Source organism: Pseudoalteromonas sp. SG43-1 (assembly GCF_014164415.1).
GTDB classification, from domain to species: Bacteria; Pseudomonadota; Gammaproteobacteria; order Enterobacterales; family Alteromonadaceae; genus Pseudoalteromonas; species Pseudoalteromonas distincta.
Map to the genome: position 1 here is coordinate 362,692 of NZ_JACJFD010000001.1, position 20,164 is coordinate 382,855.

General features: G+C 37.5%; 22 protein-coding genes. 9 read left to right on the plus strand and 13 right to left on the minus strand.

The window, feature by feature from the left end; translation table 11 throughout:
• Positions 1–65 precede the first annotated feature (65 nt).
• From yjjG to H5159_RS01715, 3 genes are all read right to left on the minus strand, one after another.
• On the minus strand, positions 66–740 hold the full coding sequence (gene yjjG, locus H5159_RS01705) for a pyrimidine 5'-nucleotidase (protein ID WP_182711439.1): 675 nt from the start codon (positions 738–740) through the stop codon (positions 66–68).
• A 13-nt stretch (positions 741–753) separates the two neighbouring features.
• The gene (gene yjjX, locus H5159_RS01710; RefSeq protein ID WP_100218333.1) at positions 754–1,299 is read right to left on the minus strand and encodes an inosine/xanthosine triphosphatase; all 546 of its coding nucleotides are present in this window, start codon (positions 1,297–1,299) and stop codon (positions 754–756) included.
• Between the two features lie 63 nt (positions 1,300–1,362).
• On the minus strand, positions 1,363–2,262 hold the full coding sequence (locus H5159_RS01715) for a phosphoribulokinase (RefSeq protein WP_002958002.1): 900 nt from the start codon (positions 2,260–2,262) through the stop codon (positions 1,363–1,365).
• Between the two features lie 157 nt (positions 2,263–2,419).
• On the opposite strand from H5159_RS01715, the gene H5159_RS01720 reads away from it, so the two are divergent.
• On the plus strand, positions 2,420–3,295 hold the full coding sequence (locus tag H5159_RS01720; protein ID WP_058154159.1) for a hypothetical protein: 876 nt from the start codon (positions 2,420–2,422) through the stop codon (positions 3,293–3,295).
• Positions 3,296–3,370: 75 nt separating this feature from the next.
• Positions 3,371–3,736, plus strand: a complete 366-nt coding sequence (locus tag H5159_RS01725; RefSeq protein ID WP_007376965.1) for a hypothetical protein — start codon at positions 3,371–3,373, stop codon at positions 3,734–3,736.
• 82 nt (positions 3,737–3,818) lie between these two features.
• On the opposite strand, the gene H5159_RS01730 is transcribed toward H5159_RS01725, so the two are convergent.
• From H5159_RS01730 to H5159_RS01755, 6 genes are all read right to left on the minus strand, one after another.
• Entirely contained in the window at positions 3,819–6,392 is a 2,574-nt protein-coding gene (locus H5159_RS01730) for a M1 family metallopeptidase (RefSeq protein ID WP_058154160.1), read from the minus strand.
• Positions 6,393–6,540: 148 nt separating this feature from the next.
• The gene (locus H5159_RS01735; RefSeq protein WP_138488564.1) at positions 6,541–7,221 is read right to left on the minus strand and encodes a hypothetical protein; all 681 of its coding nucleotides are present in this window, start codon (positions 7,219–7,221) and stop codon (positions 6,541–6,543) included.
• 99 nt (positions 7,222–7,320) lie between these two features.
• The gene (locus tag H5159_RS01740; protein ID WP_002958007.1) at positions 7,321–7,671 is read right to left on the minus strand and encodes a DUF2750 domain-containing protein; all 351 of its coding nucleotides are present in this window, start codon (positions 7,669–7,671) and stop codon (positions 7,321–7,323) included.
• A 17-nt stretch (positions 7,672–7,688) separates the two neighbouring features.
• Entirely contained in the window at positions 7,689–8,267 is a 579-nt protein-coding gene (locus H5159_RS01745; RefSeq protein ID WP_024605976.1) for a glutathione S-transferase family protein, read from the minus strand.
• 64 nt (positions 8,268–8,331) lie between these two features.
• On the minus strand, positions 8,332–8,613 hold the full coding sequence (locus H5159_RS01750; protein WP_002958009.1) for a peptidylprolyl isomerase: 282 nt from the start codon (positions 8,611–8,613) through the stop codon (positions 8,332–8,334).
• 86 nt (positions 8,614–8,699) lie between these two features.
• Positions 8,700–9,275: a glutathione peroxidase gene (locus H5159_RS01755; RefSeq protein WP_182694709.1), complete on the minus strand. Its 576-nt coding sequence runs from the start codon at positions 9,273–9,275 to the stop codon at positions 8,700–8,702.
• A gap of 81 nt (positions 9,276–9,356) precedes the next feature.
• Here H5159_RS01755 and H5159_RS01760 point away from each other — a divergent pair, with 81 nt between their 5' ends.
• From H5159_RS01760 to H5159_RS01770, 3 genes are all read left to right on the plus strand, one after another.
• The gene (locus tag H5159_RS01760; protein WP_039485299.1) at positions 9,357–9,845 is read left to right on the plus strand and encodes a GNAT family N-acetyltransferase; all 489 of its coding nucleotides are present in this window, start codon (positions 9,357–9,359) and stop codon (positions 9,843–9,845) included.
• 119 nt (positions 9,846–9,964) lie between these two features.
• Positions 9,965–11,959: an ATP-binding protein gene (locus H5159_RS01765; protein ID WP_182711443.1), complete on the plus strand. Its 1,995-nt coding sequence runs from the start codon at positions 9,965–9,967 to the stop codon at positions 11,957–11,959.
• Positions 11,960–12,013: 54 nt separating this feature from the next.
• Positions 12,014–13,141 carry a PleD family two-component system response regulator gene (locus H5159_RS01770; RefSeq protein ID WP_182779603.1) on the plus strand — a complete coding sequence of 376 codons (1,128 nt, stop codon included), beginning with the start codon at positions 12,014–12,016 and terminating at the stop codon, positions 13,139–13,141.
• Positions 13,142–13,175: 34 nt separating this feature from the next.
• On the opposite strand, the gene queG is transcribed toward H5159_RS01770, so the two are convergent.
• From queG to H5159_RS01790, 4 genes are all read right to left on the minus strand, one after another.
• Positions 13,176–14,309, minus strand: a complete 1,134-nt coding sequence (gene queG / locus H5159_RS01775) for a tRNA epoxyqueuosine(34) reductase QueG (protein ID WP_058154164.1) — start codon at positions 14,307–14,309, stop codon at positions 13,176–13,178.
• 66 nt (positions 14,310–14,375) lie between these two features.
• Positions 14,376–15,596, minus strand: coding sequence for a methyl-accepting chemotaxis protein (locus tag H5159_RS01780; protein WP_182715725.1), 1,221 nt, complete (start codon positions 15,594–15,596; stop codon positions 14,376–14,378).
• A 45-nt stretch (positions 15,597–15,641) separates the two neighbouring features.
• Complete coding sequence (locus H5159_RS01785) at positions 15,642–16,346, minus strand: glycerophosphodiester phosphodiesterase family protein (RefSeq protein ID WP_024599309.1); 705 nt, start codon at positions 16,344–16,346, stop codon at positions 15,642–15,644.
• Positions 16,343–17,209 carry a DMT family transporter gene (locus tag H5159_RS01790; RefSeq protein ID WP_182779604.1) on the minus strand — a complete coding sequence of 289 codons (867 nt, stop codon included), beginning with the start codon at positions 17,207–17,209 and terminating at the stop codon, positions 16,343–16,345. The genes H5159_RS01785 and H5159_RS01790 overlap by 4 nt, the downstream gene beginning before the upstream one ends.
• Positions 17,210–17,368: 159 nt before the next feature.
• On the opposite strand from H5159_RS01790, the gene H5159_RS01795 reads away from it, so the two are divergent.
• The 4 genes from H5159_RS01795 to H5159_RS01810 all read left to right on the plus strand — a co-directional run bounded on the left by H5159_RS01795 (position 17,369) and on the right by H5159_RS01810 (position 20,083).
• A complete protein-coding gene (locus H5159_RS01795) occupies positions 17,369–17,539 on the plus strand; it encodes a hypothetical protein (protein ID WP_164487629.1) in 171 nt (56 codons plus the stop codon).
• Positions 17,536–18,636, plus strand: coding sequence for a sensor histidine kinase (locus H5159_RS01800; RefSeq protein WP_182732799.1), 1,101 nt, complete (start codon positions 17,536–17,538; stop codon positions 18,634–18,636). Before H5159_RS01795 ends, H5159_RS01800 begins: the two co-directional genes overlap by 4 nt.
• Entirely contained in the window at positions 18,636–19,250 is a 615-nt protein-coding gene (locus H5159_RS01805) for a DNA-binding response regulator (protein ID WP_024594630.1), read from the plus strand. The genes H5159_RS01800 and H5159_RS01805 overlap by 1 nt, the downstream gene beginning before the upstream one ends.
• Before the next feature lie 98 nt (positions 19,251–19,348).
• Complete coding sequence (locus H5159_RS01810; RefSeq protein ID WP_182752434.1) at positions 19,349–20,083, plus strand: enoyl-CoA hydratase/isomerase family protein; 735 nt, start codon at positions 19,349–19,351, stop codon at positions 20,081–20,083.
• The last annotated feature ends 81 nt before the right edge of the window (positions 20,084–20,164 follow it).

The window sequence follows — 20,164 nt, forward strand, 5'->3', positions numbered from 1 at the left end:
CTCACAAACAGTTATAAAAAATGACGCTAATTAGCGTCATTTTTTTTTGCGTAAAATTTACTCTATTATAACTCTAAAAGAGCTTGTAACTGATTTAAATGAGTTACTGTATAGGTTGGTTTTATTCCATCGGCTAATTGCTCACCAGGGTGTTGTAACCAGCAAGTATCAATACCTGCATTGTTGCCGCCAAGTATGTCGCTTGCAGCAGTATCACCCACCATAAGTATCTCGCTTTTATCTGGGTTACCCATTAGCTCAAATGTGTGCTCAAAAATCGCTTTATTTGGTTTTGCTATACCCACAAGTTCAGATATTACTAACCATTCAAACATATCTTTTAAGCCAGTATGCTCAAGGCGTACGGTTTGTAAGCGGGCAAATCCGTTAGTAATAATACCTAATCGAGCATTTGGCTTAAGTTTATTTAAAAGCTCAATAGCACCAGGTAATGGCTCGCAAATTTGCGCCATAGCATCTAAAAAAGCATCGTTTAGCTCTTTTGCGGGCACATTAAGTTTTGAAGCCCATTCATTAAAGCGTGTTACTTGTAAGTAATCTGCGCTAATAGTGCCATTTTGATAATCAACCCACAGCTGCTTATTGGTTTTTTGATAATGAATATAGTCGTCTTGGCTAAAATCTACGTTGTAAGCTTTAAACATGCGAGTCATGCCCGCTAAAATATCAAACCTAAATAAGGTTTCGTCTGCATCAAACAATACATAGTTGTATTTCATTAAACTTCCTAAATTAATTTGTTTGGCTGTAGAGATCTACGTGTAGAAAGGGCGCCATAGCTAAAGTGAGTGCTTGTGTATAGGTGCTTTCGCGCGTGGCATGATTGTTTGTAAGTAACCCAATAGCGCCCCCTTTTTGTTTAACGTTGGTGGTATTAAATGCTTTGTCCATTACATCGCCAAGCTCTTCGCCATTAAGTAATGCGTTATAAAGCACTTGAGGCAAGGGGAGGTTGCTGCTGCGCCCTACAACCTGATTTAAGGCATTATCAATAACTACGTAAGCAAAGGTTGCTGCACCATAGCTAAATTGCTCTGCACCGCCTTCCATTGCCACGTAGTAGTGAGCTTGGTAATGCTCTTTGCAATAATTAACACGGTTTTGTGCGCCAACACGTGTTTCTTCTTCGCCAATAGGTTGATCTGGCACATTGGATGGAGCATCAACACCTTGGCAATCAATTTCATGTTCAGGGAAATACATTGCAAAAATATGTTTAGCAGCGTTAATTTTTACAGGGTTTTTAGAACCCACAATAATTTTTAATGAGTACAACACAATGTCCCTTATTGTTACTAAAATCAGCAGTGTACGTGAGAGAGCTCAATCTTAGAAGAAGAGTTAAATAGGTATATCCAAAGGTGCTAAGTTTTCCAGTGCACGCTTTTTCAAAATAATATCTTTAATAAGTGGAGTAAGAACCAGCTCCATAGCTAAGCCCATTTTGCCCCCTGGTACTACAAGCGTATTAATACGAGACATAAAACTGCCTTCGATCATCCGTAAATAATAAGGAAAATCAACATCATCAATACCCCTAAAGCGAATAACTACAAAGCTTTCATCAAGAGATGGAATATCTTTGGCGCTAAATGGGTTTGATGTATCAACGGTCGGCACGCGTTGAAAATTAATATGGGTACGAGAAAACTGCGGGGTAATATGATTTATATAGTCATCCATACTGCGCACAATAGAGCCCATAACCGCTTCGCGAGAATGGCCTCGTTCGGATGTATCGCGTATTAATTTTTGAATCCATTCAAGGTTAATAATTGGAACCATGCCTATTAATAAATCGACATGCTTTGCAACGTCTACATCTTGATCAACTACACCACCGTGTAACCCTTCATAAAACAAAATGTCAGTATTATGGTCAAGATCTTGCCAAGGTGTAAATGTACCTGGTAATTGATTGTACGGAACGGCTTCATCAAAGGTATGTAAGTAGCGGCGTAACTTTCCTTGACCTGTTTCGCTATAGTTTTCGAACAGCGTTTTTAAAGCGCCAAAGTCATTGGCCTCTCGGCCAAAGTAACTAATATGTTTACCTTCTTGTTGTGCTTCTCGAACTTTTTTATCCATTTCGGGGCGAGTGTAACGATGAAAGCTATCTCCTTCGACAAAAGCCGCTTGAATATTAAGGCTACGGAAAATATGTTTAATTGCATTCGTTGTGGTGGTTGTACCCGCACCAGATGAACCCGTAATCGCAATAATAGGATTTTTAGCTGACATGTTAATTCTCTTTTTTAGGACCAGGTTTTATAACCAGACTAAACTTAACATTATTTTAAGTCGTTTGGGTATCTTAAGAGTTGACTGACTTAGCTCAAGTGACGCCATCAGCAAATAACGTTATCATGAGGTGCTTAAAATTAAAACGAGAGAAAGCATGAAACTTATTAAACCATTACTTGGATTATTTTCTATAGCAGCGCTGAGCCCAATAGTGGTGCAGGCTAGCATGCCAAAAAGCCAAGTATTACTTGCTGATTTAAATACACCTTTCGGGGTACAAGTTAGTATTGTGAGCGATAAAAATAGTTATAACAACCAACCGCACTTAACAAGTACAGGTTTATACTTTACTCATGAAGTAATTAATAAAGGGCAAAGCCAAACTGATATTGCTTATTATGATTTCACGTCAAAAAAAGTTACCAATATAACTAACTCTCCCGTAAGCGAATACTCACCAACAGTTATGCCAAGTGGTGATGCGATATCAGCGATTGTTGTAGAAGCTGACGGTAAGCAAAAATTGTGGCAATACCCACTCAAAAATGAAGATGCGCCACGTCGTATTTTTGATTGGATTGAACCTGTTGGATACCATGCATGGGGTGTCCAAAATGATTTAGTGATGTTTATTTTAGGAAAGCCTCACACGCTTCAATATACTTCTGTTGCACAAGCGAAGGGGGAAATAGCTGCCAGTAATATTGGCCGAACGCTTATTTATAACAACTCAATGGCTGCATTTTTATTTAGTTACACTAAAAACGAGCAACACATTTTAGCGAGTTTTAATCCACAAGATAAACAAGTTGAAGACCTATTAAGGTTACCGGCTCAAGTTCAAGATTTTATTTTAAAAGATAATGCGACCATTGCTTATGCTATTAAAAACCGCGTTTATCAGCGTAAACTTGATGGAAGTGATGAAGTATCGCAATGGCTTAATTTAAGCACCTACTGCGAAACAAATATAACAAGAATGAGTTACAACAATGAAAAACTCGCTTTTGTATGTGATATAACGAAGTGAAGCAGACAAATAAATTCAGATTTTATTGTGTGTATGCGTTAATCTAATACGCAAATTAACTAATAGGGATTACACGTGGCTTATAGTGCAGACGAGCTGACAGAACAGCTCATTAAATTACAGTGCAGAAGTAATTTTAAGATTAAAAATATTGCAGAGTACATGTTAGTAAACTCTAAAGAAGCATTTTATACCCACAGCGAAAGCGGCAAGGGTAAAATAGTAATTCGCCCAGCATTTGAAGTGTTTAGCGATGATTTTAATGATATTGATGGCGTGACGCGTGCGCAAGGGTACTTCCATAGCAGTGAGATGACACGCTTTCCTACGCGCATTTTTAAAAGCGCTCAACCTATTCACTACGGTGTTGCGTTTAAAATAAATTCTGAGCAAGCTGCCAAAGATTTTATAGCCAAGCTAACTATGATTATTGGTAATTAATAAAGCAAAAATATAAACGTAAAAAGCCGCTGAATTTATTTTCAGCGGCTTTTGTATTTTTATAGCTCAATAAACCTAATAATTACTTACTTTTTAAAAAGCTATTAACCGATTCAAGTTCACGTGTTTTAAGCGCGATACAATCGTTTGTGCTTTCTTCAAGCTTACTTAATGTACGAGCGTAACCAGCTACATCAGCTACTTTTTCGTTAAAGAAGGTTTTTGTTGTCGCTAAACTTTCTGCATCACAGCTTGCAGTTGTAAAGTACGGCAAGTTAGGTATAAAGAACGGCGGTAAGCTTGCTGTTACTTTATCGTAGTTACTGTAAACCCAATCAATAAATAATGCTTGGCGCTCATCTGTGTAACTTTGACCTGACAAAATAGTACGCATGTCAGATGCCGTTACTTCATCCGTTAAGCTATAAGCTAATACCGCTTTTTGTAACTCAGGTTTACCAAAAAAGCCCATAGCTGCAAGCATGTTTGTGCGTACTTGCGGATCTTTAGTCGTTTTAAACGTTGTCATGAATTGATCAAGCAGCGCTTTGTCACCATGAAAAGCAGCAAGAGTTAAGTACGTACCCGCTAAGTATGGGTCTACCTTTTGTGGATCATTTAAATAAACCTGCGTTTGTTCTTTGGCTTTATTGATGACGTTTTGATCTTCACCATCAAAACCTAAGCGTGATACAACGGCTGCACGAAGTTGTGCAATAGCACCATCTTCACCCGCTTTTGCTTCTAAACCATATTTTTTAGCAGCAGGCGTTACTGCACCGCGAATAAATTCAGGCCATAGGTCTTTATTGCTATCGTCTTTAAAAGTGCGCTGTTGCGACACTAAGTAACCTAGTGCGGTATTTGCTACGCGAGGGTGGCTATCGCTTACGAACACTTCAAGTGTTTGCATTAACTTAGCAGCAGATATAACACCAGCATCAAGTAGCGCATCAGTAGCAGATAGTAACGCTAAGCGTTCACGGTCACTCAGTACGCTTGGCGCCTTTTTAACAAGTGCGCTAAATTGTGCATCATCCATTACCCAGCGGTAGTAGCCTAATGCACCTTGGTCGGGATAAATCCACTCTGGTTCAAAGTCTAAATCTAGTGTTTGGCTTTGTTTATTAAGTAATACGTTTGCTGTTTTCACTTTATCGCCAGCACCATATTTAATTGCCACCGGTACATTCCATAACTGTTCTGGCGCATCAACGCCTGCGTTTACAAAGCGGCTTTGTGAAATAGTTACTTTGCTACCTTGTTGAGTTACTTTAACTAGTGGGAAAGAAGATTGCTCAATAAACGATTTTAAAACACTCGCTACGTCTTTATTTGACGCTTTACCAAGTGCTTCCCATAAGTCGGCCGCTTCAGCATTTTTATATGAAAACTCTTTTAAGTAGCTTTGAATACCTTTTTGAAATGCATCTTCGCCAATCCAGTTTTCAACCATAGCAAGTACTGAGCTGCCTTTACTGTAAGCAAGACCTAAACCGTCCATAATGTCGGCTTCAGTTTTAATTGGCTTACGAATAGGCTTGGTGCTTAGGCGTGCATCAAGTGCCATTACGTTGTTTTGTGGCAGGTCTAAGTGCGATTCAAACTCAGGGTTAAGCTGCTTAGTAATTTTTGCAGCCATCCAGCTAGCAAATGCTTCGTTTAACCATAAGTCGTTCCACCATTTCATGGTTACTAAATTACCGTACCATTGGTGAGCAAGTTCATGAGCAATAATTGATACATTACGCTGTTTTTTACTGCGTGTTGCTGCAGCTAAATCAACTAATAAAATATCTTCTCGGTAGGTTACTAAGCCTGAGTTTTCCATTGCGCCAAATGGAAACTCTGGTACCGCTACTGAGTCTAATTTTTTGTAAACGTAAGGAATACCAAAATACGCTTCAAGTGCGCCCAGTACTTTTGGCATGTTTTCTTTTGCGTATTGGGCTAAGTGAATTTTACCTTGAGGGGTAATTACACGACCAGGAATTGGCATGCCTTTAATATCTAATTCTTCAAATGGGCCAACAGCCATCGCGACTAAGTATGAAGGAATTGGCGGCGTTTTATCAAAAAAGTGTGTGGTCATATCGCCATCAACCGTTGTTTTTAGTTCTGGCGTATTTGAATATACTTTTTGTGATGTAGGCGCGGTAATCGTTAACTGAAATGGAATTTTGTAACTTGGCTCATCAAAAACAGGAAATGCACGGCGTGCATCACTCATTTCAAATTGAGTAAATAAGTAAGGTGTGCCTTGGTCTAACGTTTTGTATAAACCAACACTTTGACGGTTATATGGCGCTGAAAAATCAACTTTAAGGGTGTATTTACCTGGTTGAATTTGCTCATCACAGCTAAATTTAACTTTACCTGTTTTAAGCATTTCGTTGTTTAAGTCACAGTTTTCGTCGCCAAGCAGTTGCGCCATTTTAACAGCGTAAGCTACGCCATTTAATTCAATGTATTTTGTTGGTTTTAGTACTTCTAGGGAAATCTCAGTCATCCCTGTGAATGTATCTTGGCTCGGATCGAGTGTTAACGATACCTGTTGTGAACTTGGTTTTGCGAGTTTTTCAATAACGAATTCGTTAGCGTTTGCAGCACCCATTGCTAAAGCAACGCTCACTGTTAAGAGGCTTTTAAGAAACATAGTGATCCCTAGATTGTTGTTGTTAGAAACTACCCTAAATAGGCTTTTTTATGCTCATATTATTAGGGGGTTAGATATCCTAACAGTTTTTTTTAATAGAGTAATTGATTATAACGATGACTTTAAGGGGAAATAGTAACAAAGTTTGTCAGTGGCTTTCGCGTGTTATAAAACGCTGCCAATGCAGGTGTGAGTTAATAATACGTATTTTTTGGATCACGTTATTTAATAAAAGCACGTCCTTAAATTCATTATGTGGGTATTCGTTAAATCCCATGAGATAATTAAAGGCGTCTTTAGAGTTGGCTTGCAGAGCATGTATACGCACTTGTTGCTCAAAGTTAAGACGAAGGCTGCTTATGGCTGTTTTCATACCGAGTTGATCAACGTTTGGTATATCACACTTTTGTAAATAGCCGGCTCGCTCACCTTCACCTGAAAACCAAATACGGACTTTTTCACTGTATCTGCCAGTTTTAGCGGGTAAGTCGAACATTAATCGTTGTTGATTTTGTGATTTTATGAATGCTAAATATTCATTAAACCCGGCATCTATAAGTGCCTGATGCACTGGAACTAAGCGAGGTTTTATCTTACCGTGAGTATGAAAATTAAAACATAAGACATCTTTTTCAAGGGACAGATCATCAAGCGTTAGATAGCCAATTTCATCGCTATATGCACCACTGTAGTATGCAATTAGAGGAAGCCAAAAATGCCAGTGTTTTGGTTGCTCACGTGCAACTTTAAAATCACCGTATATATATCCATTATAAAGAGTGTGCAGTTCCATGGCTGAAAAGGGCCGGCGACCAAGATGGGTTTTCAACGTAATACCTTGAAAATAATGATGTGTTTTATTTTATACCCAACTAGCAGTAGATGCTAGTCGGGTTTTATCCGCTCTTAAAATAAAGCGTATAAAGTATTATTCACTTAATGCGCGAGCTAAACCAGTAGGTTCAATCTCTGTACATACTTGGTCATCATTCCAGTTAATGCCAACAAGTGCGTTATCTTCATTTAAATCTTCAACCCATGCATCTAAAAATTCATCAAGATTTATTTCTACAGGGCTGTAGTCTTTCCACTCTTCTTTACATTGCGCTTTAGCTGCTTCTTCACTTTCCCAAAGCAGTAGTACGTCAGTTTCGTCAAATTGGTTAGAATCGCACACTACAAAGCCATTATCTTCTGCACCAAGTGCCCAAATTACTTCGCTAACACGTACTTTTTCTACAAAGTTAACTAGTTGTGATTCAATTTCGATATCGCTCATGTGTTTACCTTTTTAAATTAGTGACGAGGATTAGTATCTATTGCTGCTTGACGCTTGCCATATTGCTTATGAAAAGCAACAAGCTCTGAATACTGACTAAAGTCAGTTAATTCACGAAAGCAAATCCAATCAAGCAGGCAGTATAAACTGATGTTGAGGTATTCACAGCTTTTAAATTCTTCATCGCTTAAATGGGTATTTAAAAAGCTTAATGTTTGTTCAATTCGTTCGTTTTGCAAATTAAAAAAGAGTTTATCGCTTTTGGTGTCAAATCCAGAGCGTTCACATAGCAGCATTTCTACTAGCGAATCGTTACAGGCATTTATAGTCGTAAGTAAGTGCTCTTGCGGCCACGTTAGTTTTGGTTGACCTGTTTTTTCAAGTAAATAGCGCAATATAGAATTAGAGTCACTAAGTGTTAAGTCGCCATCTACCAGAATGGGAATCTTTCGAGCTGGATTTTTACTGGCCATAGTAGGGCGATCTTGCTCAGAAAATATATCAAGACTCACAAGCTCTAGTTTACAGTTGTTTTGTTGTGCCCAAATTCTAATTCGGCGCACGTAAGGTGAAGGTACAGAACCAATTAATTGCATAATTACTCCATAAAAAAGCCGCATAAGCGGCTTTTATAAAACGTTACTTACGATACAGTTAAATTTATTCTGAACGGCTAGTAACTTCAAGTAAATGATAACCAAATTGAGTTTGCACAGGGCCTTGTACTTGGTTAATTGGAGCTGAAAACACAACTTTATCAAACTCTGGAACCATCATACCAGGACCAAACTCACCAAGAGCACCGCCATCTTGACCTGATGGGCAGTTTGAATGCGCTTTGGCTAATTCAGCAAAGTCTTCGCCTTGCTCAATTTTTGTTTTTAAGTCTAAGCATTGTGCTTCACTGTCTACAAGTATATGTCGTGCGCTTGCTACTGTCATAAAATCTCCCGAGTATAGTGTGGTGTTTTTTTAACCGAATTAAAATATCATTCTAGTTAGTTTCAACTAATTGTACCAGTATAAACTTATTTATCAGAAAGCACAGTTTCAATTGCAGCAATCATTTGTTCTGAATCAGGTGCTGCTTTGCTGTTAAACCGTAAAACCGTCTCACGATCAGCAGACACTAAGTACTTATAAAAGTTCCAATTTGGAGAGCTAGTTTGCTCATTCAAATATTTAAAAATTGGATTCGCTTTACTACCACGCACTTCGCTTGTAGCAAACATAGGAAAGGTTACACCATAATTTACAAAGCATACTTTTGCAGTTTCTTTTTCACTATCCTCTTCTTGAAAAAAATCATCAGAAGGGAACCCTAATACGACTAAACCTTGTTCTTTGTATCGTTGATATAGCGCTTCAAGGCCTTTAAATTGGGGTGTAAAACCACAGTTGCTTGCCGTGTTTACTATTAATAAAGGCTTATTTTTAAATTGGCATAAATTAATAGATTCTTTTGAGCGAAGCTTTCGAACATCGACATTGGTAAAATCTTGACAGTCTTGGGTAGAGGTTTGGTTAATAGTTGATGATGTTTCAGCGTGGAGTGGGGCATTAATAAATAAAGCCATTAATCCTATTATAATTTTTTTTAGCATTACATTACCTAAACTTTTCAATTGTTTGATTGGATAATCATACGCTAATATGAAACAAATTGATCAACCTTTGAATGACCTATGACAACCCGTTTAGCAACTATTGATGATCTTAATGAAATTGTAGCCATTTATAACGAAACCATTGCAGGGCGAATGGTAACTGCAGATACCGAAGAAGTTACTGTTGACGAAAAGCGTGACTGGTTTAATAGCCATAACGATAAAAGGCCTATTTATGTTTACTGCGAAAATAACCAAGTACTTGCTTGGGTAAGTTATAAATCGTTTTATGGGCGTCCTGCTTACGATGGCACAGTAGAGATGAGCATTTACATTACCCGTAAAGCACAAGGTAAAGGGCTTGGTAAAAAGCTAATGATATTTGCTCAAACACAAGCTAAGCAATTAAATATTAAAGTATTGCTTGGTTTTATTTTTAGTCATAATTTACCCAGTGTTAAATTATTTAAGCATTTTGATTTTGAAATATGGGGCGAGTTACCAAGCGTTGCCATAATGGATAACAAGCCCTACAGCCTGACTATTTTTGGAAAGCATCTTAAATAAACTGTTTTTTGAAAGCTTGTAATATTTTTTTACAAAATAACGATAGGGCTTTATGCCAATTAAATAAAAATAGACTACGCTATTAGGATATTAAGTTTATTAATTTGAAGTGTGGCTTGATGATTCGAAAAATATTAATTATTGATAGTAGTAGTGTCATCGCGATGCGTGTGAAAGTGCTTTTAGAATTAATAGGGTGTGAGGTCGAATTAATTCATTTCAGCATGCTAGACATGTATACCAATATAGGCGATTACGACTTAGTTGTTGTTGCCCATGGTGTGCCTGTTGATTCTATAAAACCGCTTGTAAGCGAAGTAGCGCAAGAGCGCTTTATGCTGCTTGCGCCAAAAGCACAAAGCGGTGAACAACTAACTGCGTTTAGCGAGCTAAATCATATTGCGCCTGACGCAACCGTGGTCTACCCATTTTTTTCTAATAAAGAAATTACTTCTCTTTTAGAGAGCCTATTAGAATTAGGCTCTAACCATATTTTGCAATTACCTACTATTTTACTCGTCGACCATGTTCCTGAACGTCTCGAAAAAATGAAAAATAGCTTAATCGGTGCTCATATCGAGACTCATACTGCAACAACCTCCGCAGAAGCTTTAGAAATTAGTAAAGAAAAGCAAATAGATATACTGATAAGCGATTTTATTTTAGATGACGGAACAGGTTTAGGAATTTTTTCAAATTTAAAAGTAACCCAACCGCATTGTCGTTGTTTGTTATTTACCTCACGCCCTGATCAAGTTTCAATGATCGACGCAATTCGTCAAGGTGTAGAAGACGTACTTATTAAACCTTTAAACGATAGCTCACTATTACAATCAATACATAAATTATGGCAAACAGAGTTATTAAAACGTCATAACGCAGAGCTTGTAGAAAGGCTACAAGATACGGTTGATGCCCTAATTGAAAAAGACAGCCTACTTCAGGTTATTTATAAACATACGCCCGATGCAATTATGTTATTTGAAAAGTGCGGTAGAGTGATAGAAGCTAATGATGCTTGCTTGAGACTATTTAACTTACCGTTTAATGAACTCGAAGGTAAATCAGTATTTGATTTTTTAGATGATGATTCAATTTTAGGTATTAAAGATAAGATTTCGACATTAAATAGTAATCGACAATTTAGCTGCGATTTACGTTTATCTAAAACAGCAGGAGGTTATATACCCTTAGTTGGCTCTTTTAATGAGATAGATCACCATGGCGAAATAGCACTTGCGGTCATATTTAAAAATGTAACCCATCTTAAGCAAAAAGAGGATTTATTACTTGAAGCAAAAGATGTTCTTGAAGAGCAAGTAAGAGCACGTACTTCACAACTCGAGCATGCTAAAAATGTGGCTGAGGCTGCAAACTTAAGTAAATCAGAATTTTTAGCAAACATGTCGCATGAACTTCGAACACCTATGCACTCTATTTTAAGCTTTTCTCGTTTTGGTTTAAGTAAATTAGAAGCTGGAGATTTTGCAAAAGAAAAACTCATTAAGTATTTATCGCGAATAGAGAGTAGTGGTGAGCGTTTACTGTCGTTACTAAATAATTTACTCGACCTATCTAAGCTAGATGTAGGCAAGTTTCCATTTAACCCTCGTCCCTATAATTTAGCGAATATTATTAAAACAAGTATTGATGATGTGTCTGGTACGGCAATGGAAAAAGAAATTGAGATTATATTTACCGCACAGCCATTACCTGTAATTGCACAATGTGATGAAGAGCAAATAAACCAGTTACTTCGAAACGTACTAGGTAACGCACTTAAATTTAGCGAACCTAAAAGTAAAATACGGGTAAATTTAGAGTCAGATAATAAGCTTGCTACTATAGAGGTTACCGATAATGGGGTCGGTATACCAGAAGATGAGTTGGAGCATATTTTTACTAAGTTTGTGCAAAGCAGTAAAACAAATAGTGGTGCTGGTGGCACAGGGTTAGGCCTTGCATTGTGTAGAGAGTTTGTATCTTTACACCAAGGTGAAATCACTGCACGTAACAACGAAAATGGTGGTGCAACTATATCTATACAAGTGCCATTAGAAATAAACTTAGACGAGCATTTAGCTGAAGATCAGTTAATACAACACACTAATTAATTGTTTTTTGGCATACCAAATAACTTTTTAAAGAATTTGAATGGATGATAAATTATGGCCTTAACTAAAATACTTGCCGTTGATGACGAACCCTTTAACCTTGAAATTATTGAGGAAATTTTAGAGGAGCTTGATTTTGAATTACAAATAGCAACAAATGGTCCTGAGTGTTTAAACATGGTTGAAGGTTATATGCCTCAGGTTATATTACTCGACGTAAGTATGCCGCAAATGAACGGCTATGAAGTATGTAAAGCACTTAAAGCAAATCCAAATACCGCACACATTATTGTTATGTTTGTTTCTGCTCGCGGCACTGTTGAAGAACGCATGGAAGGCTATTCTGTTGGCGCAGAAGATTATATTGTAAAACCTTTTGGCCATGACGAACTTAAATCTAAGCTTAAAAATTTAAATCAAGTACTCGTTGAAAAGCAAAGTCTAGAAAAGCAAGTTGAAGATGCAACATCAACTGCATTTAATGCAATGGCCAATAGCAGTGAAATGGGGCAAATAGTTAACTACGTTGAAAACATAGGCTTTATTAACGATCCTCAAGAGCTAGGTAAAGCGCTTGTAGATTGTCTGCAGTCTTTTGATTTACAAAGCAATGTAGAATTTAGAGAAAATAATGAAATTAGCCACTTTGCACTAAACGGCGTGTGTTCACCTATTGTGGTGGAGCTATTTGAAATGCTGAAAAACAAAGGGCGCTTACATGAGTTTTCGCACCGAATTTTAGTTAACTATGAATTGATTAGCTTACTCATTTTAAATATGCCCGATCATGACCCTGATAAGCATGGTCGTATACGCGACCACGTATGTTTTATTGTCAGTGTTACCGAGCAGCAGCTACGCGCCATTATGACCAAGAAAATGCTTGAATCACAACGAGCGAAACTTAATGCCGTAGCAAGTACTGTTCATAGTAAGTTTCATAGCTTAATTAGCTTGTTGAATGAAAACCGTCAAAACAACGAAAAAGTGTTTAAACAGTTACAAGAAGAGCTCGAAGAACGTATCCCATCAATGGGACTGGATGAAGATCAGGAGGTGTTTATTTATAAAAAAGTAGATGAAACTATCCAAAACTCAGTAGCAAGAGAAGAGTCTGTTAAACAAGTCAAAGCAGCCTTTACAGAGATAGAACAAGATCTATCGTTACTTTTGAAAAACTAGTTACTTCGCAATATAAAGGTTTACTTAAGCGGTGCTATGCATCCCTTGGTAAGCCTTTTTCTACAATTCTAATTAACCTAGCTGTTTTACGAATTTGTAATCGTTGTTTATCGTTTTGCTGAGCAAGTGCCCATTCAATATGCTCTAAAACAAGTTCGCTGCATATTTGGCTTTTATCTTGTAGGGCATTAATAATAGCGGGGCTGAACTCTGCATTACCTAAACCAACTGCTAAATTACGTAACCAACGTTCGTGACCAATGCGACGAATAGGGCTGCCTTCGGTATTTTTTAAAAATGTAGGCTCATCCCAGGCAAACAGCTCAAGTAAATCTTTATCTTTTAATTGAGTGCGAGGATGAAAATCATTTTCGTCAGTTATTTGTCCATAACGATTCCAAGGACATACCAACTGACAATCATCACAACCATAAACACGATTACCTAATAAAGAACGGTACTGCTCTGGTATTGGCCCTTGGTGTTCTATGGTTAAATACGATATACATTTACGTGCATCAACAACGTAGGGCTCTACAATTGCACCTGTTGGGCAAAGAGTAATACAAGCAACGCATTTTCCGCAGCCTTCAAAGGTGTTTTCTGCATCAATTGGTAGAGGTAAATCAATAAATAGCTCGCCTAAAAAAAACCACGACCCAGCTTCTTGGTTAATTAATAACGAATGCTTACCACGCCACCCTAAGCCGGCTTTTTCGGCAAGTTGACGCTCAAGTACAGGGGCTGAATCTACAAAGGGTCTAAAGCCATACTCGCCAACTTCTTGCTCTATTTTTTGGCCGAGTTTTTTTAAACGATTACGCATTAATTTATGGTAATCACGACCTAATGCATAGCGGCTTATATATGCTTTTTCTTTATTTTTTAAGGTTTTTGCAAAGCCAGCATCGGGAGGGAGATAATTCATTTTTACGGATATAACACGCTGTGTACCAGGCACTAATTCAGCAGGGCGGGCGCGTTTCATACCGTGGGCAGCCATATAATCCATCGAGCCGTGGTAGCCTGCATCAAGCCAACGTTGCAATTGGGCTTCGTGCTTAGATAAGTCAATATCAGTAATGCCCACTTCGCTAAAGCCAAGCTCTTGCCCCCAGGTTTTTATTTGCAGGGCTAATTTTTCATAGTCTGGGGTAGGGTTGCTCACACGCTTTACACACTTAAATTAATAGCTGCGTAATTTACCATATTTCTCTGAGCCCGAAAACGCTTCTTAGTGCACAAAGCGCTTTAACTGTTGTTGGGTTTGTAAGCTTAGCTGTTGAGATTGCTCGCTATCGGCTAATGCCGTATCTATTTGTTGTTTAGCTTGCTCCCCTAAAGCTACGATTTGCTCTACCGATTGGTGAGTCGTACTTTGGGTGCCCTCAAGCAAATGTACAGCACTGGCTATTTGTTGCAGCTGCTGCTGGTTGTGCTCAAACTCACTAAGCATTTTAGTAAAGCCATCACAGGTTGCACTAATTGAGCTTTGTGCGTTATTAGAGTGAGTCATTAATTGCTCAGACTCTTTATTTGTCTCGTTTACCAAATCATTCATCTGATTTATAAAGTCGCTAATCTGCCTAGTTGCGCCACTTACCTTTATTGAAAGCGTGCGTACTTCGTCTGCAACTACGGCAAATCCTCTGCCTGCTTCACCCGCTCTAGCTGCTTCTATTGCGGCGTTGAGGGCTAACAAATTAGTTTGATCAGAAAACTCTTCAACCATTTTTAAAATACTACGAATGTTTTCACTGTTCTCTTTTAGTCCCGCAATTGTATTTGAAAAGCTACCTAGCATATTAGTAATAAGTTTTACCTGCTCTACTAAAGCAGCGAGTTCTGACGCAGATAGTTTTACAAAGTTAAGGTGTTCATTATTAACGTTATGTACGCTATCTGTATTATTTACTATGTCTTGTAAGCTTTGGGTTATTTGCATACTGGCATTAATAATACTGTGGCTTAACTGTATTTGTTGCTCACTTGATTGCTCAGTATTTTTCATTGATTCAGTGACTTGTGTATTGCTGTGTGCACTCGCTTGAGCACTGTTATATGTTGTGCTGAGTAACTCACTTAAATGGGCAGTAAATATATTGTATTGTGAACTTAAATCTTTAAATTCGTCATACGAAAAGTGGGGAAGTTTTGCTGCTAAATTTGCATCTTGTTGGTTTATTTCTATCAAAGTATCGCGCATAGCAGTAACAGGGCGAACAATTAAAAAACGCATATAAAAAAGAGTAAAAATAAAACCAGATATAATCACAAGCGTAAGCAGCCAAAATAGCCCTGTACTTTGCTGTTGTTCGCTTAAACTCTGATGCAGCCAAAATAACGTAATTGCTTGGAACAATAATACAAAACTTAAATTACCGACTATTTTACGGGTTAACGTAAAAAAGAATGTTTGCTCTATATAGTTATAAATTTTCATGAAACCACTCATTATGCTCAAGCCCTACGATTGTTATTTAAGTGAGGGGAATGTAAGTTAGCCTTTTTGTAACGACAACAAGTAAGCTTTGGTTCGCGCTGGGTAATTTGTAAAAATTCCGTCTATGCCATACTCAAGCATTAGCGCTATATCTTCTTCCCTATCGACTGTATAAGCATAAATCTTTAGGCCTCTTTTTTTTGCATCCTCTGCAAAGGCCTTATTTATAAAGGTTTTATCTGCATGTACGCTATAAGCGTTTAAATCACTAGCAAACTTTGCATAGTTAATTGGAATAGAAGAAGTAAGGGCGCCTATTTTAAGCCATGGTAGCTTGTTTTTAAGCCACTGTAGTTGATGATGATCAAACGATGATACTAAAATATTGGTTTTCGATATTTTTTTAGCTTCAATGTTTTGTTCTAATTGAGCCACAAACCTTTCTAGTGCAAACGTGTGTTTAAGCTCAATATTTAATAAAGATTTATTGTTATTCCAATCAAACAGCTGCTGAAGAGTAGGAATTTTTTCACCATTTCCAGCATCAAGCTTAGAGAGCTCATGAGCGGTAAAGTTACTCACCCTGCCTTTACCGCTGGTGGTTCTATCAAGCCATGAATCGTGTATTACCATGTAATCATCGAAGGAACTTTGAATATCTACTTCAATACCATCAACACCTACTTTTAACGCTTCTAAAATAGCGCTTTTGGTGTTTTCAGGAAAATCCCCACTGGCACCACGGTGTGCAAATACTTTCATTGTCGAGCCTTTTTAGTGATTGACCACGTTTCAAAACAAGCGGCACTCACTATGAGTGCTCCACCAACTAACGTCATAACAGTAGGACGTTCATGAATAATTACTATAGCCAGTATGGTGCCATAAAGTGGCTGCAAGCAAGAAATTAACCCCGCAGTTGCCGCTGATAAATGCTTTAAACTTGCTGCAAATAACGAGTGCGGTGTAGCTGTAAATATAACACCCGCTACAGCAATTAAAATCAGGTCATGATTACTAACCTCATACACTGGTACTTCTATAAATGCACACAACATAATGCTTGCCACTAAGGTTTGATAAAACATCGTTTGCGGCCCGCCATATTGGCTAAAGTAGCGCTTATGAGTAATGTTTCTTATTGAAAAAAACAATGCTGATATCACACCTGTTATTACACCTAGGGTTACATCATCGCCAAAGTTTGCACTTGGTACTAATAAGTAAATACCTAAAACAACCACCGCTGCACTTATTATATCTTTTGCTTTTGGCCTGCTTTTATTAAATAAGGGTTCTAAAAACACCGTCATTACGGGGTAGCTAAAAAATGCCAGCATTCCAATAGTTATACCGGCCATTTGCATACCAGCAAAATAGGTAACCCAGTGAATACCCACCGCAACACCTAAAAATAACGCAATAAGATAGTCTTTAGGTTTGTTGAGTTTAATTTGTTTTTTTTGAAAATAAAGCATGGCTAAAATAGCCATTCCTGCAATTGCAGTTCTGTAAACGGTAATATCTAAAGCATTTAAACCAATAAGTTTGGCAAATAGAGCGGTCCCGCCAAAAAGTAATACCGCTATGTGTAAATAAATTAAACTTTGTTGCTGAGGCTGCATTTAGTTTCCTTGTTGTACTTTTTGAATATATTAACATTGCTTAAAAATTCTTAAGATGAATTTTTTACCGCATGACAAAAGTCATTAAAGTTGATGACACTTCACACTCTTATTATTTTTGTACGTGGGCATAGTTACCTTACTCAACAGGAGGTAATTATGAATTCTTTAATTTTAATCAGCTTAACTATTAATGAAGTGCTAGAGGCGTTAAGTTTTACTATTACGTACGCAGATTGCTTTATGCTGGTATGCATTTTTATGTTATTTATATTTATTAATAAAAATAGTGCTATAAGTAAAAATAATATGCCAGAGGTATTAGTATGAGCTCGTTAAGCAGCTTTTCTCAACAAAGCGATAAAGGTTTTTGGAAATATGGACATTTAATTTTTACCGGCTTTTATTTACTCCCGCTAATAATTAATTTTTCGAGCTTTACAGTTAACCAAATTGTTATGTCTTTAGCCTTCTATATTGCTTTTATTCTTTTGTATGTAAAAGCAATAAACTGTAAAAGCGCAGGGGTGACTAAGTTATTTGTAGCCATGCTCTTAATTTGTTTTTGCGCTACTTTTTACACCACAGGTACGCCTACTTTATTTGGTTTCGTAGCCTATATAGCAGGCTACTCTTACAGCTACCGTCAAAGAATTTATGCTGCGATCGCAATTATATTCACGGTTTTATTAAGCACATATATTGGAGATATAGGTAAGGTTCAATACTTTTTAGGCGTTGCTTTGATTCTATGCGCCACATTATTTAGTTACGGTATTGCAGCAAAAAGAGAAAGCTTATACAAAAAGCGCGAACAAGAAAGCGCTAACCAACTAGAGCAATTAGCAGCTATTGCAGAGCGAGAACGAATAGCTCGCGACTTGCATGATATTTTAGGTCATTCACTTTCATCTATTGCTTTAAAAGCTGAGCTTGCTAATAAATTAAACCAAGGAGAGCGCTACGCTCAAGCAAATAGCGAAATTGCACAAGTGGCCGATTTGGCAAGGCAGTTACTTAGCGATGTAAGAAGCGCCGTAAGTGATTTAAAACAGCTTAATCTTGTCAGCCAAGTAGCACAGTTAAAGCAAAGGTTAATAGAGCAAGGATTTAACGTTTCATTTAATGTGGTTTTAAATGCTCTGCCCGCTAAAGTAGAGGGTATAGCAGGCCTTGTAATTAAAGAGGCAGTTACTAACTTATTACGCCATAGCAATACAAAAAATTGCGAAATAAATATAGAACAAACAGCGCAGCAGTTACTTATAACCGTAATTGACCATGGTCCGTGCAGTACATTGAATTCGGGCAATGGCCTAAATGGTATTAAAGAGCGAGCAGAGCAACTAAATGGCAGTGCAGTATTTGCCTGTGGCGATAATTTTACTTTAAAAGTAGTGCTTCCAATTACAGCTAAGGATTTATAATGATCAGAGTATATTTAGTGGAAGATCAGGCGCTTGTACGCGACGCAGTAGCAGCATTGTTAGGGCTTGATTTTAATATTGAGATTATTGGTCAAGCAAGTAACGGGCAAGATGCACTTAATGCAATTGAGGCGCTTGATAGTGATTTGCATCCCGATATAATTTTAACCGATATAGAAATGCCAACCATGAATGGTATAGAGCTTAGCGAAAAAATAGCCGCTAAATTTCCTGCTATAAAAATGGTTATTATGACTACATTTTCTCGTGCGGGTTATATTAGGCGAGCGCTTACGACTGGCGTAAAAGGTTTTATTTTAAAAGAAGCACCAAGTGAAGAGTTAATAAATGCGCTTAAAAAAGTAATGCAGGGACAAAAGGTAATTGACCCAGAGCTTGCTATTAATGCATTAGACGACGCAGATCCACTTACGGATAAAGAACGAAAAGCCCTTAAACTTGCAAGCGATGGCCTTAAAACAAGCGACATAGCCAAGCAGTTATTTATTAGCGAAGGGACTACGCGTAACTACCTATCGGATGCCATTTCAAAATTAAACGCTACTAACCGCATAGATGCTGCGCGTATAGCTAAACAAAAAGGGTGGCTTTAATTAGTGGGTTTATAAATTATAAGCAAAGTATTACTATGATATGTAAAAGTAACGAACAGCGCTTAAAATTGGCTTAAAAAGCGCTAAAAGAGGTTTTAATGGCAAATTTAATAGAACTAACAACTAAAAATAATATCGCTATACTCACCATGAATACTGCTGAAAACCGCCACAACCCAGCGTTTTTGGCTGAGTTTAATTTACACCTAGACCACATTGAAGCAGAACAAAATATTAAGTCAGTTATTTTAACGTCTTCAAGTGATAAAAACTGGTCATTGGGTATCGACCTTCAATGGATGTCTAATCCAAGTATTTTACCTGCAGCAATTTCAGACTTTATGATTCAAATAAGTGACTTATTTAAACGTATAGTTACTTTTCCTATGCCTATTATTGCTGCGTTAAACGGGCATACCTATGGTAATGGTTCTGTACTTGCGTGTGCGTGCGACTTTAGATTTATGAAATCAGACAAAGGCTTTTTTTGTTTTCCTGAAGTGGATGTAATGGTGCCGTTTGTTCCATCGATGTTTCCTATAATTAATAAAGCAATTTCGCAAACATTCTTTAATCGCCTAGCTATGTCAGGAGAGCGGGTTGGTGCACAGCTGTTGCTAGAGAACAAAGTAGTTGAAGCTGTGTTTGCAAATAACGACGAACTACAAGCGGGTGCACTTGAGTTTGCCCAGCAATTTAATAAAAATCGTTGGATTTACGCTCAAAATAAAACACAAATGAATAAGCAGATTTTACTTACGATGAAAGAAGAAGATCCAAGCTTTATTGATAATATAAGTAAACTGCTGTGGAAAAACCTACAAAAAAAATAGTATAGATTTTAGCATTGCTACGAGATGACTAAACACTTTGCAGTTAAGGAGTCGTTAAGCCCCATTGCGCTAGATTTTTAA